Here is a 16910-nt window from a genome sequence, read left to right on the forward strand (position 1 = left end):
GGCGCCACCCGCGACAGGAGCCAGGGCTCCCAGGCAGGCCAGCGCTCCAGCGATCCATCTCGCCGTCATGCGCACACCTCTGACACCCCGGCCTTCAGCACTTCAAGTGCGGGCCGCGGTGCTCCTCTCAATGGTTTCTAACTTTGGTGAGGAAACGTCAGGCGAGCGCTTTGGGAACGTGGAAGACCTTCTTCGGCGGGGGCTCGGGGAGAGCTTCGAGGCGTTCTCCCCGAAGTCCGTCGGCGGGGGGATCCAGAAGGGCCCAGGCGGCGCCGATGAGGGTGGTTCGGGGGAGATGAGAGCAGCATGCGCAGAGGGTACAGTCGAGGGAGCAGTCGACCTCGCAGCACTCGTCGTCGCCGGACTCAGCGCACCACAGACCGGCGCTGAGCATCGGTGCACCAAGGCTCGCGAGGGTCAGAGCGAAGAGAACGACCCAAGCTGCGTTTGCTCGCATCATAAAAAACTTATAGCACAGCGGCTTCGGCGGTGTCGAAAGCCTGCCCCGCTCTGCGCTCCGGTTCCAACCCCCTTTTAGCGGCGGGCTTCGACCCTCTCCAGCAACGCCGGCAGCTTGTCTTCGTACCAGGGAAGGGAGCCCATCAGCTTGACGTCACGCTCTCCGTCGGCCAGCTCCAGGCCCAGGGACAGAGCCCGGTAATGGGCGTAGAGGAGCCCTTCCTTGGGCTCGTGGCCGAGGGCCAGCACGCCTCGCACGCCGACGTGCTCGCCTTCGATCTCGAAGGGCCCCAGGTCAGCGCCTTTGGGCGTCAGGGACAAGGCACTCTGCCCCGTCACCGGTTTCACGGCGATCAGGTGAGCGATCCACTCGGGAAGGTTTTTCTGCGCCAGGAACAGGCCCACGGCGAGGCGTACGTCGGACATGTCGATGTCGGCATCCGCCCGTAGATAGGGTGAGTAGCCGGGGCGAATCCAGCCGTCGGTGAGCCGGAACGTGCCGGACCACGGTGGGTCGAGGTCCAACAAGCTCTCGAGGCGCAGAGTCGAGCCGTCGAGGTGATAAATCTTCCGGTCCAGGTCGATCTCCGGAGCCTCGAGATCGAGGTCCGCTCGGCCCGCGATGCGCTGGCCCTGGTAATCCACCTGCAGGTGCTCCACCTTCAGCTCGGCGCTGGCGGAGCCGCGGTCGTCTTGCGAACGGCCCCGAATCTGGGCCTTCATGGTGGCTCGTCCCCCCGCGAGCCCGAGACTGGCTCCCTGAGGCAGCAGCGCGTTCCAGGCCGCGACATTCTCGATGGTGCCGCCGCGTAGCTCGCCGTCGAGCTCCAACTCCTCGCGGTAGGAGCTCAGCTGCCGGTTGGGACCGCTGAGGCTGAGGGAGACTTCTGCAGTGTCCAGCAGGGGCGCGGCCTTGGCGTCGGCGGTTTGCATCGAGACGCTGGAGGCGTTGAGTTGAGAGGCCCAGCCGGTTTTCCCCTCGGCGAACTGCCAGTCGAGGGTAACGTCCCCGTCGAGAGCGAAGGTGGCGACCACCAGGCGGACATCCTCCAGCTTCAGGTCGAGGGATCCGGGCGGCTCGAAGACCCCGTCAACACCTCGAGCTTGGAGGTCGATGCGCCCCGGGCCGGCATCGAGGCTCAGCCACGGCACCTGTCCGGCGAGCAGCTTGAAGATCGGACTGCCGGCGAGATCTCCCTCGAGCCGGAGATCGAAGGTGGCGGTGTCCAAAGGCAGCGGGAGGCTTTCCCCGGGAGGCACCGTACGGGGCAGGGGGATGGGGTCGAGGGCGACCTCCAGCGATCCCTCCAGGTCTCGGGCCAGCGTCGTGCCTGCCGAGGTGGCGTGCACGGCATCGAGCTCCACTCGCACCCTGCTGAGCTGAAAGAGCTTCCGTGTGACGATGCGGGCATCCCCCGACGCCACCATCCCCGGGCCGACCCGCAAGCCGTCCACCCAGACCTCCGCTACCGAGGTCGGCCGAGTGTCGGAGAAGATGATCTGCCAGCCTCGCTTCTTATTCTTGGGCCGCGGCGGTGGCGGATTGTGGGGGGGATTTTGGAGGCCCTCGATGGGCGGCATGTGGGGTTCCAGGTCCGTCCATTCCTCACCTGCGTCGAGGCGATGCCGGGCGCGGACCAGGACATCCCGCGCTTCCAGCCCCGAGATCGTCACCCGCTTGAAGAGCAAGGCCACCAGCCCGAGGCGACCCTTCGCTTCCGGCGAGGAAATCTCCATCTGGAACTTCTGGCTTTGGCTGCGGACCTTGAAGTCCCGGGCCTGGACGTGCCCGGGATAGTAGGAGCGCGCCTCACTCCAGGTGATGGAGAGGCGTTCCGGGCGGTGACTGAGCCAGTGCGAGAGGGGTCCCAGGAGCAGCAGGTTGGCGACCACCAGCCATCCGACCTCCACCGCGACCGCCGTGATGAGGATCCATTTCAAAGCTCGCAAGAGCTGGGTTGGGGTGGATCGTTGGCCGCTGGCGCTTCGGGTCATGGAGGGAAGAATGTCAGCAGCCGTGGTCGAGGGCAACTACCGTGACGCTCTCAATCGTGTGCAGTCGGGCCGGTGCCTCTCCCGGCGCCGCTTCCTGCTTCCATGTCGGGAGATTCCCGCGTGAGACGACCGCCCTCGTAGCTTTTATGGGGCTGGGCTCGGTGGGTCCCATACGGCCTATGAGCCGCCGCCTCCCAGAGTCTCCCGCGCTCCTCCACGAGCGGGGCCCTCCGGTCTCGCCCTCCAAGCTCCAAGTGACTGCACCAAGGGGCGTTGCAGCGTTTCTGGTACCCGCGCTGGGCAGAGATCGTGGGCGCCCAGCCTCGGATGGCACGGAGCCTGCTACTTCTCCTCTCCGTCCGGCCGCTCTGTCTTCAACTCGACGCCGATGAGCGTCGTTCTAAACGGTCCACCGTTCCGGTGGCGATGGACCTTCGGTCCTGGAGGAGTTTTGTCATGCGAGGGAAGACCCTAGCCCCCCGATTCTGGATTCTCTGCTTCTTGGCCTTCGTATTGGTCGGCAGTGCCGGTGCGGATGTGGTGACCGATTGGAATGAGGTTGCCATCGACGCTGTCCGGGCCGAGCGCACCAACCCACCGGTGGCCACGCGCCAATTGGCCATGATGCACACTGCCGTCTACGACGCGGTGAATGGTCTCCTGGCCACCCACGAGCCCTACCACGTCACCACACCGGCGCCCGATGGCGCCTCGCCGGAGGCCGCCGCCGCCGCAGCTGCCCACGCCGTCTTGTCGGCGCAATATCCCGGCCTCGCTGCGGAGCTCGACGCGGCCCTGGCAGAGTCCCTGGGCGAGATCCCCGACGGCCAGGCCAAGACCGACGGCATCGCTTGGGGTGAGACCTGCGCCGCCGCCATCCTCGCCCTCCGCGCCGACGATGGATCCGACACCCCGCGGCCCTACAGCGCCCCCGAGGGCTCCGGCTGGTGGGTCCCCACTCCTCCCGCGTTCGCTCCCGCGCTGCTGCCCCAGTGGCCCTACGTAACCCCGTGGACCATGCGCCGTGGGTCCCAGTTCCGAGTGCCCGCGCCGCCGCCGCTGACCAGCAACGAGTACCTTCGGGACTTCCGCGAGGTCTATCGCCTGGGCGGCGCCGCCAGCACCGAGCGCACCGCGGACCAGTCGCAGATCGCTGAGTTCTGGGATGACGGTCCCGGCACTACTACGCCGCCGGGCCATTGGCATTGGATCGCCCGGATTCTCGCCGACGCTCAGTCCACCACTATGGCGGAGAACGCCCGCATGTTCGCTCTGTTGTCTTTGGTGCAGGCGGACGGTGCCATCGTCTCCTGGGACAACAAATACCACTACGGCAACTGGCGGCCGAGCACTGGCATCCACCGTGCCGACCGGGACGGCCGCCCCGAGACCCGGCCCGACACCACCTGGGAGAGCTTCATCAACACCCCGCCGTTCCCCACCTACACCTCCGGCCACAGCACCTTCAGCGGTGGCAGCGCGCGGATCTTGCGCCACTTCTTCGGCACCGACGACCTCGCCTTCTCCGTCGGCTCCGACGGCGTGCCGGGAGTCGTGCGGTCCTATTCCAGCCTTTCCCAGGCCGGGGAGGAAGCCGGTCAAAGCCGCATCTACGGCGGCATCCATTGGCAGTACGACAACACCTGGGGCCTCTACAGCGGCCGCGGGCTGGCGGACCACGTCTTCTACAACTTCTTGAGGCCTCTGGACCTGGCCGTCGACGCGTGCGCCGCTGACGCCACGACCCTCTGCCTCAACGGTGGCCGCTTCCTGGTGCGCGCCGAGTGGCGCGACTTCCAGGGCAACCGGGACGCCGCCAACGCCGTCACCCTATCCGACGACTCGGGGTACTTCTGGTTCTTCGAGGAGGACAACACCGAGGTGACGGTGAAGGTGCTCGACGCTTGCAGCGGCAGCTTCGACCGCTACTGGGTCTTCGCTTCCGGCCTGACCAACGTGGAAGTGACCCTGACGGTGGTGGACACCTTGGCAGGTGAAGTGCGGCAGTACTTCAATCCGCTGGAACGCTCCTTCGAGCCGATCCTGGATTCGAACGCCTTCGCCACCTGCCCCTGATTCGGGTGGTCATGACGGCTGCGGGCTGGAGACTGCTCCTCGCCAGCCCGAAGCCGTCCCCGATTTGTAAGGTCTCCGAGGCTTGGGGGCGGGCCGTTCCTCAAGTCTCGGGGGCCTTCTTTTTTGCTCAATTCATTAGCCTCTGGGCATTTCTCCAAGAGTTGATGGGTCTGGGCTGCGATGGTAGCCTCTGCGGCGGTTTTCCTACGATTGCGTTCCCCAGAGTTCGCTTCTTCTCGATCCCCTCGGTTCCCGTGAACGGCTGCGTGCCCTGGTCGGGGCTCCCGCTCCAGGGTGCTCGGCAGGGGGAGCGAATCCATGATTTCAAGGAGGAGAAGGTCATGACGTTCTCGACCCGAAGAGACCCGCTGAACCACCATTCGCGTAAACGCCGGTGGCTGCCACTGCTGGCGCTCCTGTTGTTCCCCGTCTTGCTGCTGCCCTTGCTCGCCGGGTGGGCCTCCGCCGACGAGGCTGGGGAACGCGAGGGCTATGACCGAGAAGAAGGATCCTGGCAGGCGGCGGAGGGGGATTTGTACCTTCGCCAGAGCCGGGCCGCCACCCGAGCTCCGGACCCGGCGGAAGACTATGGTCTCGGTGACGGGCACATCTCCCGCCTCGAGCCCTACCCCGAGCTCCAAAAGGGGGATCGCACTCCCTTCGATCTGTGGCGCTACGGAGGGCGAGCGGGCCACTCCTCCGGCAGTCCGGTTCTTCCCATGCCCTTCGAGCAGTGGGTGACCTTCAACCTGGAGCGCAAGCCGCAGCTGATGGAAGAAGTCCGCGCCTACATGAGCTCGCGCTTCGACTTTAGCGGCGAGCCCATTCCCGGGGTGACCATGTCTGGCGGCTGGAAGCCGGTGATGCAGGGGCCGGTAGCTCGGCTCCCCGAGGGGGTGGCGAGTTGGGAGGAACTGGCCGCCCTCTCTCCCGACCAGATCAAGGAGCGGGATCTCTTCCCCTACAAGCCCCTGGCCCACCCGCTCCAGACCACCGCCCACATGGTCTTTCCCGATGTCTGGCTGGAAGCCCACCCCGAGCATCGGCGCATCGACGTCGACCACGACTTCCCCGATGCCTACCTGCCGGAGTTCCCACCTCCCATGTTCCTCACCACGCACAAAGAGCTGGGGGACGTCACCGGGGGCCGCGAGGTCACCTTCGGCAACTATTGGGAGATCTTCGACGGATTGCTCACCGGAGAGCAGATGGAGGGGCTCAAGGAGCTCCTGCGCCCGACCCCCACGACCTGGTTCAACCAGACGCACCACCGGGTGACCGAGGCTCCCAGCGAGGGGGTCTCCTGCCTGGCCTGTCACGTCAACGGGCACACCAACGGCGCCTTCGAGCTCGCCCCCGATAGCCGCCCCAACCTCGCCCGGCTACGGGTCGACACTCCAACCCTGCGCGGCAATTTCAACGCCATGCAGCTGTCCTCGAAGCGCTCCATCCGCAGCCTCGACCATTTCTCCGAGGTGGAGGAATACTTCGACGGCGATCCCGGGGGGCTCGGTCAGCCCATCGGCCTGGCGGCCCGTCAGCGTTCGGTGACCAACCGCATGGGGGATTTCAACGCCATCCTCGACTACGCCCCGGCCCCCAAGCTCGGGCCCCTGATGCGGCTCATTCCGGAGAAGGCCACCGCCGCTGAGCTGCGCGGGGAAGAGCTCTTCCACGGCAAGGCCCAATGCGCCGCCTGCCACTACGGCCCCGCCTTCACCGACGACTACCTCCACGATCTGCAGGTCGAGCGTTTCTACCAGGGGCGTCCGGAAGGGCCGATCAAGACCTTCGCCCTGCGCGGCATCAAGGATTCCCCGCCCTACCTGCACGATGGCCGTCTGCCGACCCTCCACGACACGGTGGAGTTCTTCAACCTCGTCCTCGACCTCGACCTCGATGGTCAGGAGAAGGAGGACCTGGTGGCGTTCCTGCTGTGTCTGTAGGAAGGCGGCGGGCGCTCTAGGCTTCCCAGAGCTGCGCCTGAACCGGCGTCCTCGCGGCGTCTTCGGAAGGCCTGGCGCGCGGTCGTAGCGAGAGAGTTCGCCCGGCGGCGGCGCAGCCGGAGAGGAAGGCGCCTTCCACCCGCGGGCCGCCGCACCAATCTCCGGCGGCGGCGAGATGGAGCTCCGGGTCGAAGAGGCAGGGCTCGGGCAGCGGCTCGGTCGGTAAGGCGTAGCGCCAGCGGTGGGCCGTGAGGTGAGCGGGGTCGCCGGCCAGGGCCGGGCTTCCCAGCTTGCCCACAGCTCGGCGGAGGGCCTCCAGGAGCAGCGGCGCCACCTCCTCCCGAGATAGCTCCAGGTGCTCCCGGGACCACTCGGGAGAGGCGTGGAGCACCCAGGATTCGCCTTCCGGACGGCCCGGCTTGGAGGCGTTGCGGGCGATCCAGCTTAGCGGCGAGCCGTGGACGAAGGCGCCGTCGAAGTCCAGCTCCAAGGGTTGGGGGAAGGTGACCATCACGGCCCAGCAGGGGGCCGTCTCCGCCTTTCGGGCGGCGACCGCCAGGCGAGGGGCGGCGGCCTCCAGCAGCTCTGCGGCCTGAGTCGCCGGCGCCGTCACCACCACCGCATCGTAGGAGCCCAGCTCGCTCCCGTCCTCCGCTTCCAGCCGCCAGGCAGGGCCGCCATTCTCTGCCGACTCGTCCCGCAGGAGCCTCGTCACCCGGGTTTGCAGGGTCAGTTCCAGGTCCTGAGTCCCAAGTTCTTGAGTCCCTGCTTCCTGAGACAGGTGCTTGCACAGTGCGTTCATCCCCGGCACGCCGACGAAGCGCTCGGTGGTGGACTTCTTGAGCTCCACGGTTCCCTCTTCCAGCACCGCGATGCGCCCCTCCCAGCGCGCCACCACCCCGGCCTGGCACCAGGAGTCGACCCAGCGGCGCAAACGCGCGTTGCGGGCGGTGAAATATTGGGCGCCGTGGTCGTAGCGCAGCTCCTCCGCCCGGCGGGTGGACATACGCCCCCCGACGCCCCGGGCTTTGTCGAAGACTCGTACTCGATGACCGTGGTCGGCGAGGGTGCGGGCACAGGCGAGGCCGGCGAGGCCGGCGCCCACCACCGCCACCTCCAGCGGCCGCTCGGTGGCCGGTGCGAGAACTTTCTGCGCGTAGGCTTCGAGGTCGAGGCGGCGGGCGTGACTCTGGGTGGAGCGCGAGCGTACCGTTCCCAGCACCGGCCGTTCCGGTTGAAAGGGCCGATCGAAAAGCCCCAGGCACCACAGCAGGCCGCCGTAGGAATTGGGGTCGGAACCGTCGAGGGCGAAGCGGTGGTTGAGGTCGAGGAGGAGCTCCAGCGCCCGCTGGGGACCTCCGGCCCAGCCGACGATGGCCTTGCCCCAGGTCATGCGGACGTTGTTGTGCAGCTCGCCGTGGCGTACCAGCGACGCCTGGCAGAGGTCCCAGAGGCGGTCGCCGGTGCGGCCTCGGGCGAGGGTTTCCCAGGGCAGCGCTTCCCCATCCCCGGCGTGTTCTTCCAGAGTCTCCCGAGCCCAATTCGGCAGAATCGCCAGCGACTCCACCTCCCGATGCCGATGGCAGCACAGGTTGTGGGCCAGCTCCCGCCAGACGATGAGCTCGTCGAGGTACTTCTCCGCCCCTTTGCCCATCCCCGTGGCAGCCATCGCCGCCGCCTCCCGGGCGATGCGCAGGGGCGAGACGTGGCCGTGGTGGAGATAGGCCGAGAGGCGGCTGACGCCGTCCTGAGTGGCGTCGTTGCGCCGTGCCGCATAGCCCTTGAGGCCGTGTTGCTTGAAGCTCCGCCAGCGTTCGTACCCGGCTACGGAGCCGCCGCGGGTGTGGTGCACCGGCCCGACGGTGTGATCGATGGGGCAGCGCGCCACCACCTCCGCCATGGCCTGGGGCGAGTCCAGCGCTGCCAGGTCGGTGTCCTCGAAGGGCAGATCCTTGAGATCGAAGCGCAGGGGCCTTTCATCGACCTCGATCCAGGGTCGCCCGAGGCGCTCCGCCAGCAGGCTCTGGATGGCGTTGCGAAAGCGGAAGGCGCGGTCGTAGGGCTTGGACACCAGCCTCATGGGCACCACGCAGGCCGTGTCCACCGCCCACACCGGCGCCGCGGTCCGCGCAGCCAGCTTCTGCGTCCAGCGGGGAAAAGGCGGTGCCGGGAAGTCCTCCGTCACCACCAGCGCGGCGCTCTCCGCTAGCCCGTGCAGCGGCGCGGGCTGTGTCGGATCCTCGCCCAGGTGAAAAGCGTGGACGATGCCCCGCTCCGCCAGCTCCGCCCGCACATCCCGGGCGCCTTCGAGGATGAAGGTGTGGTGGCGGTCGTTGTCGAAGCGATGCCCGCCCCCCAGCCCTTGGTAGACCAGCAGCGGCACCTCCAACGCCACCGCTGCCAGCATCGCCGCATCCAGCGCCGGGTTCTCGTGGCCGCGTACGGCATGGTGCATCCAATACACCACGTGCCGCCCTGCCGCCGGGACCTCTTTCTCCGTCACCCACCGCACCCGCTCGGCGATGGCCTCGGGGAACTGCTCAAAGATCTCTCGCAAGCTCATGCCGGCAACATACAGCAGCGGAGCCCAGAGGCCTGGAGTGGTCGAGTTGGGTAAAGAAGGCGATTCAGCACAAAAAAGCCCGGTGCCGCGAGGGGCACCGGGCGAGGTGAGGGGATTGGGATAGGACGCTCAGATCCTGCGCAGGCGCCGCAGGGCTGCGGTCAGCAGCAGTAAGGCCAACATGGAAAAGCCCACCACATCGAGGGTCGGGATGGCCACCAGGCCGACCGTGACCTCGGCGACGGAGATGTCGTTGGTGGGATCGTCGTCGTTGGTCTGCTCGGAGGTGGCAATGGCGGTGTTGACCAGGGATGCGCCGTCGGCGGCGTCCACCTGTACCTCGAGGGTGTAGAAGGTGGAGGCCCCCGGGGCCAGAGAGCCGAGGGTGCAAATGGGGGCGCCCAGGGGATCCTCGGCGCAGCCGGAGCTGCCCAGGAGGGTGACCTCCAGCGGTAGGTCGTCGATCACCACCACGTCGGGCACGGTGACCGTGGCGCTGTTGTTGGTGACGGTGATGGTGTAGGTCAGGGTCCCGCCGCTTTCCACGTTGGCCGCGGAGGCTTGCTTGACCGTCGCCAGATCCGCCACCGGCAGCGGAGCCAGCACCTCCAGGGTGTCGGTGGCGGTGCCGCTGGAGCCGAGGTCCGAGGTCAGCTCGCCGGAGACGTTGGCGCTCAGACCTTGAGTGTCGCTGGTGACGTCCACACTGACGGAGCACAGGCTGTTGGCGGCGATGCTGCCGCCGGTGTAGCTCATGCTTCCCGCGCCGGGGGCGGCGGTGAGAGTGCCACCGGTGCAGTCTGTGGCGGCGTTGGCCGGGTCCGCTACGGTCATGCCGGCGGGGAAGGTATCGCTGAAATCGAGGTTGTTGGCCGCCACCGGGTTGGCGAGGTTGTCGATGAAGAAGGTCAGGGTGGTGACCTCCAGGGCGGCCACCGGATTGGGAGAGAACGTCTTGCTGAACGCCGGCGGCACGCCTCCCGCCGGCGAGCCGACGGCGAATTGGGTGACCGCCGGGCCGGTGACAGCGGTGAAGGTCCAGGTGTCGATGGTGTCCCTATTGCCGCTATTGGCACTCCAGGAGTGGAAGCCTGTAACGGACGAGTCGCCGCCTCCGGGCAGGCTCACCGGCATGGTGTTGGTGAGGGCGGAGCCGTTGAAGTCGTCGTAGGCGGCACGGAAGACGTCGCCGGCACCAGGGTTGGTCAGGCGCTCGATGGTCAGGCCGTTGCCGAAGTTCTCGACATCGGTGAGGGGAAAATGCACTTCTGCACCGGTGCCCTGGATGCGAGCGGTGTAGATCTGGTCGAAGTCCAGGGGGTCGCCGAGGCCGTCGGTGCCGTCGTAGGAGAGCGTGTTGCCGGTACTGTCGAAGACCCCGCTCAGGCGGCGATCAATGGTGTCGCCGTAGCTGCCGTTGCGGTCGGCATCGATGGTCAGGGAGTAGCGCACGCCATTCAGGGACGGATCCGAGCCGAAGGTGAAGACGCTGTCGGTGAAGCCGTTGGGGGCCATGGCGGTACCGCCGCCGGAAGCGGTGCCGTCGAATTGTAGGTTGGTAGGGGCGGGCAAGAAGCCGGGGCCGGCCTGATAGCCCAGGATTTCCCCCAGACCGCTGGCGCCGGTGATGGTGGTGGGATCTGGCGGGTTGACGAAGATCCGGTTGGTCACGTCCTCCGCCGTATCGTCGGCGTAGACGGGGTGAATGAACTGGGGATCCATGGGATCGTTGGCCTGGGAGCTGGCCCAGCTCAGATAGGTCGGCTCGCCGGTGGCTCGGTCCTGGACGCCCTTGTTGTTGGAGAACATGAACCAGCTGATGCCGTTCAGCTCGTCGAAGATCGCGCGATATCGGTGGCCGTCGCGGGTCAGAACGAAGATCTGCTGGTCGGGACCGCCGCCAGCGGTCTCGTAGAGCGCGAGCCAGCGGGACATCAGGCGCCCGGGCTGATCCGTGCCCCCGCTGTCGCGCACCGTCACGTCCCAAGCGTGGACGCCGGTAGTGTTTTGGGTGCCGATGTTGGGATCACTGATGGACATGTTCGAGGGGTTGGAGCCACTGTCGACGACGGCGCGGAACATCACCGAATACAGCCCGGAGGTGGCGGCGGCGAGCTGACAGGAGGCGTAGCCGCCGTCGCCGGGAGTGACCTCGGGCCCCGCCTGTTCCTTGGCGCGGGTATCGATGAGGCCGACGTTGGTGTCGCCACCGGCCTGGGCCACGCAGTCCAAGGCGGCACTGGCGAAGAGGGCGCTGGGGAAGGTGTCGGAGATCACCGGAGTGCCCGGCTCCCACACGTAGATGTTGCCGTTGCCGGTGTGCGTGGTATTCGATCCCACGTGGAGGGTCTCGCCGGCCTGGGCGTAGACCTCGAAGATGACCCAGCCGGGTCTCGCGTTGACGATCGAGTCCGCGTTGCGCATGGCGTAGCGAGCGTCGCCCCCTTGCGCTTCCTCAAAGTCCATCAACTCGCGGCTGCCTTCGGCGGCGGCGGGGAGCGAGGTGAGCAGAAAGAGCGCGCCGAGAACGGCGCAGAAGACCAAGGACCGGATGGTCCGGGTAGATTTCAGCAGCATCGAAGAACTCCTCAGTACGAAGCGACGACTGCGGCGGGGTTGCCGAGGGGGGCAGCCGACGAATAGGCGATCTGGGGCGTGGGGAACGGGCTCGATGAGCCCCGTTCGGTTTTCAGTACTGCTGAAAAAACTAGCAATCCGCCGGGGAGGCGCGCATCGGACGGCGGGGGGAATTTCCGATCCGACGAATTACGTAGCGGGCGGAGGGCTAGGGGACGCGTCCTCGAGGAATGCGATGCCGTGGCGGAGGGCGTAGAGGGTGGCTTCGACCCGGTTCGAAACGGCGATCTTGCCGAAGATGTTGGAGACGTGGGTGCGCACCGTCGCGGCAGAGATGTGCAGGCGTTGGGCGATGGCGTGGTTGCTCAGCCCGCGGGCCACCTCGCGCAGGATCTCTTGCTCGCGGGGGCTCAGCGGCTCCACCGGGTTCGGGGCATCCAGCTCTGCGAGCAGGCGGCGGGTCAGCTCGTAGGGGAAGGAGGCGCGGCCCGCGGCCACCTGGCGGATCGCCGTCAGCAACTCCTCCAGGTTCGAGCTCTTGGAGACATAGCCGAGAGCGCCGGCTCGCAGCGCCGGCAGCACGTGGCGTCCGATATCGGCGCCGGTGAGCACGACGATGCGCATCGCCGGATGCCGGCGCAGGATTTTCGCTGTGGCCTCGGTGCCGTCCACGCCGGGCATCAACAGGTCCATGAGGATGACGTCCGGCCGCAGCCGATGCGCCAGCTCCACCGCTTCCCCGCCGTCGCCGGCGGCGCCCACCACCTCGACCTCGTCGGCCTCGGCCAGGAGGGCCTCCAGCCCGCGGAGGACCACGGCATGGTCGTCGACGAGAAGCACGCGGAGGGCATCGTTGGGGGTGTCCATGATCGGAGAAGTCTCTGCCGGGGAGTGTATCGCCTCAGAGCCCGGGAGGAGGGGGCATCGGTGTTCAAGGTTTGGAAGCCCCAGGGGACTCGTTGACCCTCCCCGGGGCCTGGGTTAGTCTGGTATTTCGTTGCATTCTTCTTCGCTTCTGACCGAACTCCTTTCGAGGGTTTTACTTCGAGGTGTCTCTGTCTTTCTCCGCCCAGCTCCTCGGGAGCCTTGGCTTGGCGTCCCTGGTCTTGCTGGCCGTTGGCTGGTGGCGAACCCGGCGCCGGCTCCGGGCCGTGCTGGCGGCGCGGGAGGCGGAGTTGGCCCTGGCGGGGGCCGAGACCGCTGCCGCCGCCGAGGAGCAGGCGCAGCTTCTCAGCCGTTTCGCCCACGAGCTGCGGACGCCAGTGCACTCCGCCCGGGCCATGGTCGATCTCTTGACCTCCGCCGCCAACGATCCGGACCAAGCTCCGCCCCTGGACACTCTCCGCTACTCCCTGGAAATGCTCCACGGCCTGGTGGACGGCGCCCTGGAGCTGGCCCGCGGCGGTGATCGCGGCATCGTCCTGCGGCCGGAAGCGACGCGCCTCGGGGGGCTCGTGGAGGAGGTTCTCGGCATCCTGCGGCCCGTGGCGGAGTCCAAGCCCCTGGAGCTGCGGGCGCAGGTCGGGGGCGGCGTTCCGGTCTGGGCGGAGGTCGACCCCCTGCGGCTGCGGCAAGTCCTGATCAACCTCGGAACCAACGCCGTGCGCTACACCCGTGAAGGATTCGTGGAGCTCGGGATCGAGAAGCGTGCAGACCGGCTGCATTTCGAGGTCCGGGATTCCGGAGTGGGCATCGCCGCGGACGATCTCGAGCGCCTCTTCCAACCCTTCGAGCGGGCGGATACGACCCTGGCCCGCTCCGTCGAGGGGGTGGGTTTAGGGCTGGCAGTGAGCCGGCGGCTGGTAGCGGCCATGGGCGGGGAGCTGGGCTGCGAGAGCCGCCGCGGCGAGGGTTCGGTTTTCCACTTCTCCCTTCCCTGCCACCGCGTCACCGAGCCGCCGGTAGATCCCGCTGGGCTGGAAGCGGGGAGCGCGCCGGTGGGCGCTGCGGCGCTACGGGTACGGGTGGTGGACGACGACCCGGGGCACCGCTTAGCCGCCCGCGCGTGGCTCGCTGGCGCTGGCTGGTCCGTGGAGGCGGTGGCCGACGCCGAGGCCGGTCTGGAGGACCTGGAGGAGGTCGATGTCTTGTTGGTGGACCTCCACCTGCCGGGGATCGACGGCTTCGAGCTGGCGCGCCGGGTCGCCGCCAGCGGGCTGGAGCCGCCGCCGGTGCTGGTGGCCATGAGCGCCGAGCTTTCCAGACCGGTTTGGCAGCGCTGTGCCGAGGCGGGATTCTCCGACCAGCTGGCCAAACCCTTCGACCGCCGGGCCCTGCTGCGTCTACTCGCCCTCCATTCCAAGGATCGAGAAGCTTCGCTGGTGGGTTGGGAGCCGGAGTCCGGCGAGACGCCGGCAGCGCTGCGGGAGACGCCGGCCTTGGCGGCCCTGTGGCGCCTGGAGCAGCGCACCGGGGAGGCGCAGCTCGCTCCGGCTCAGGATGGCTTCGCTGTCGCCGTCCAGCGGCTGACGGTCGCGGCCGAATCGGCGAAGGGCCCCGGCGCTCGGGACGAGGAATTGATCGAGGCGGCCCATGGTCTGGTGGGGACCGCGGGGATTCTCGGCTGCCACCACCTGGAAGAGCTGAGCCGGCAGCTGGTCCAAAGCCTACGCCGGGGTGAGGCGGTAAGCGGCGAAGAAGACCGGGCCCAGTCGGTGATGGCCGCGGCGGCAGCCGCCCTCGACGACCTGACGGCGAGGATCGAACGTGCGTGCCAGGAGGGCGCCGGAAGAGCTGGCGACGAGGGTCGGCGGGCAAGCCGGGAAGGGCCCAACAGGCTGAAGGGGAGCCAGCATTGAGAGCCGGGGAGCGCATCGGACGGCTACGTTTCGAAGAGCTGCTGGGCAGCGGAGGTTCGGGAGAGGTGTGGTCCGCCTTCGACGAGACGCTGCAGCGGCAGGTGGCGGTCAAGGTGCTGCGCCGCGCCACCGACCACCCGCGGCTGCTGGCGGAGGCGAGGATCGTCTCCCAGCTCGATCACCCCAACATCTGCCGGGTCTTCGATCTGGTGGAGGGATCGGAGGGTCCCCTGTTGGTCATGGAGCGTGTGAACGGGCGGTCTCTCCGCAGGCTGCTGGACGAAGGCCTCGACCGGCGCCGGGCCCTGGAGCTGGCGCAGCAGATCGCCGAAGGTCTGGCCACGGCCCATGCCCAGGGCATCACCCATCGGGACCTGAAGCCGGCCAACATCCTGGTGGACGACCAGGGCACCGTCAAGATTCTGGACTTCGGCCTGGCTCGCCCTTCCCGGTCGCCCGCATCGTCGGACGGCTCCGGAGGCTCCGACGACGAGGCTGCGCACCCTCCGCAGGAGATCCCTGAAGGAGACGAGCTGCAGCTCCCGGGAGCCGATTCCCCGACCTGGTTTGCCTCCCGAACCGCCCCCGGCGACATCCTCGGGACCCCGGCCTATATGAGCCCCGAGCAGGCTCGGGGAGAGCGGGCGACTCCGGCGACGGACGTCTACTCCTTCGGCCTACTGCTGCAGGAGATGCTCACCGGAGCCTCCCCCTACGGACGCTTCCGCGGCAGCTCCCGGCTGGTGATCTTGGCGCGGCGGGGAGAGACCTTGCCGCCGGAGGGCCTGCCCGGGCACCTGAGCGATCTGGTGGAAAGCGCCAAGGCCAAGGCGCCGCCGGATCGTCCGACGGCGGCGCAGCTGGCCGCCCGCCTGCAGAAGATCCTGGATCGCCCCCGGGTTTTGCGGCGCCGGCTGGTGGTGGCCTGCGTGTTGCTCCTCGTAGCCCTCGGCGGAATTAAATACACCCTCGACCTGCGCCGGGAGCGCAACGCCGCCGTCGAGGCTCGTCAGGAGGCCCAGGAGGCCCGGCTCGAAGCGGAGAAGGTCACCGAGTTCTTGGTCGGTCTCTTCGAGCAACAGAATCCCTATGCGCGCTCCGAAGATCCGCCTTCGGTGGCCGATCTGCTCAGTTCCGGGGTCGAGCGTGCGGACCGAGAGCTGGTGGACCAGCCCGGTGTGCGCTCCCGCTTGCTCCAGACCATGGGGCGGGCGCTCCTGGGGCAGGGCCGCAGTGACGAGGCGCGGCCGGTCCTCGACACCGCCCTGGAGCTTGCTCGCTCGCGGCCCGAGGACCGGCGGGGCCTGATCGACGCCGTCAACGCCCAATGGTCCCTGGCGAACCAGCTCGAGAAGTCGAATCGGGCAGTCGAGCTGGCGCGGGAGGCCCTGGGACTGGTCCGGGAAGAGTTCGGTGATCAGCCGTCGACGCCGGAAGGGGTGCAGGAGACGGCGGCGGCCTTGATTCGCCTGGCTCGGTCGCTCGCTAGCCTGGAGGGTTCCGAGGAGTCGGAGGCCCTGGCGACGGAACTGATCCGGCTCATGGAGGAGGACGATGCCAGCGGGCGCAACGCTCTGGACGGAGCCCAGCGGTTGCAGATCCTCCACACCTTGGCCCAGGTGCGGGCGTATCGAGGGGACCTTCACGGCTCCGCGGATCTTCTCCTGCAGGCTGTGGAAGTGCTCGAGGGCGTCGAGGGCGTCGACCAGGGGGATCAAGCGCTGATCCCCCTCGACCTCTGTCAGATGCTCGTCGCCGCCGGTCGCCAGAGCGAGGCGGAAGAGCCTTGCCGCCAGCAGAGGGAGCGGGTGCTTCAGATATTCGGCGAAACGCATCGCGCAAGAGTCCCGAGCCTTTCGGCGTCTGCTAGCTGGCTGAAGACCGCCGGCAAAACCGAGGAGGCGCTGGAGGCCCTGCGCGAGGCGGTCTCCGTTGCCCGAGCCGTGGACGCCGGAGGCCTGCTGGAGGCTAATGTTCTTCTTTCGCTGGCCGGCCTCCTCAGCCAGCAGGCAAATCCGGCGGCTGCGGTCCCCGTCAGCCAGCGGGCCTGGGAGCTCTACCGGCAGCACCTGGGGGAGGAGAACGAGAGGACTCTGGCGGCTGCTTTGACCTACGGCGTAGTCCTCCTCCGCAATGGGCAGGCCAGCCAAGCCGAGGAGATCTTCCGCCGCCTTCTCGAGCCGGCCCGGGCCGACTACGCGGATTCCCGCATTCTGGGCTCCGCTCGCGTCCAGCTGGGGATCGCACTGACGCGCCAGGGGCGCTACGGTGAATGCGTCTCCTCCCTGAGACAAGCCTTGGGCGAGTTGAAGGAAACCTACGGGCCGGATCACTGGCGCCTCGCCGCTGCCCGATCCGCTCTTGGCGAGTGTCTCTCCCACACGGGGCAGCAGGAGGAAGCCGGGCGGCTGCTCCGGGAGGCCGTCGGTCAGCTGGAAGAGCAGCTGGGGGCCGAGACCGAGACGTTGCGCCGGGCCCGCGCCCGACTCGCCGACC

At 68.0% G+C, this 16910-nt stretch carries 9 protein-coding genes; 4 read left to right on the forward strand and 5 right to left on the reverse strand.

Annotated elements, in window-relative coordinates; genetic code table 11:
- Positions 1-157: 157 nt before the first annotated feature.
- Together SX243_01075 and SX243_01080 are read right to left on the reverse strand one after the other, a co-directional pair.
- The gene (locus tag SX243_01075) at positions 158-460 is read right to left on the reverse strand and encodes a hypothetical protein (protein MDY7091542.1); all 303 of its coding nucleotides are present in this window, start codon (positions 458-460) and stop codon (positions 158-160) included.
- Between the two features lie 74 nt (positions 461-534).
- Positions 535-2400 (reverse strand): hypothetical protein, encoded by a 1866-nt coding sequence (locus tag SX243_01080; protein ID MDY7091543.1) that lies wholly within the window; start codon positions 2398-2400, stop codon positions 535-537.
- 510 nt (positions 2401-2910) lie between these two features.
- On the opposite strand from SX243_01080, the gene SX243_01085 reads away from it, so the two are divergent.
- On the forward strand, positions 2911-4530 hold the full coding sequence (locus tag SX243_01085) for a phosphatase PAP2 family protein (protein MDY7091544.1): 1620 nt from the start codon (positions 2911-2913) through the stop codon (positions 4528-4530).
- Positions 4531-4871: 341 nt separating this feature from the next.
- Positions 4872-6476, forward strand: a complete 1605-nt coding sequence (locus SX243_01090) for a cytochrome C (GenBank protein MDY7091545.1) — start codon at positions 4872-4874, stop codon at positions 6474-6476.
- Positions 6477-6492: 16 nt separating this feature from the next.
- Here SX243_01090 and SX243_01095 read toward each other — a convergent pair whose 3' ends face one another.
- From SX243_01095 to SX243_01105, 3 genes are all read right to left on the reverse strand, one after another.
- Positions 6493-9039: an FAD-dependent oxidoreductase gene (locus SX243_01095; GenBank protein MDY7091546.1), complete on the reverse strand. Its 2547-nt coding sequence runs from the start codon at positions 9037-9039 to the stop codon at positions 6493-6495.
- Positions 9040-9168: 129 nt separating this feature from the next.
- Positions 9169-11616: a DUF11 domain-containing protein gene (locus SX243_01100; protein MDY7091547.1), complete on the reverse strand. Its 2448-nt coding sequence runs from the start codon at positions 11614-11616 to the stop codon at positions 9169-9171.
- Positions 11617-11805: 189 nt separating this feature from the next.
- On the reverse strand, positions 11806-12483 hold the full coding sequence (locus tag SX243_01105; GenBank protein ID MDY7091548.1) for a response regulator transcription factor: 678 nt from the start codon (positions 12481-12483) through the stop codon (positions 11806-11808).
- 224 nt (positions 12484-12707) lie between these two features.
- Here SX243_01105 and SX243_01110 point away from each other — a divergent pair, with 224 nt between their 5' ends.
- Together SX243_01110 and SX243_01115 are read left to right on the forward strand one after the other, a co-directional pair.
- Entirely contained in the window at positions 12708-14414 is a 1707-nt protein-coding gene (locus SX243_01110; GenBank protein ID MDY7091549.1) for an ATP-binding protein, read from the forward strand.
- Positions 14411-16910 (forward strand): serine/threonine-protein kinase (locus SX243_01115; GenBank protein ID MDY7091550.1); only part of this gene is annotated, 2500 nt, incomplete at its 3' end. The genes SX243_01110 and SX243_01115, both read left to right, overlap by 4 nt.

It is taken from the genome of Acidobacteriota bacterium, from assembly GCA_034211275.1.
GTDB lineage: Bacteria > Acidobacteriota > Thermoanaerobaculia > Multivoradales > JAHZIX01 > JAGQSE01.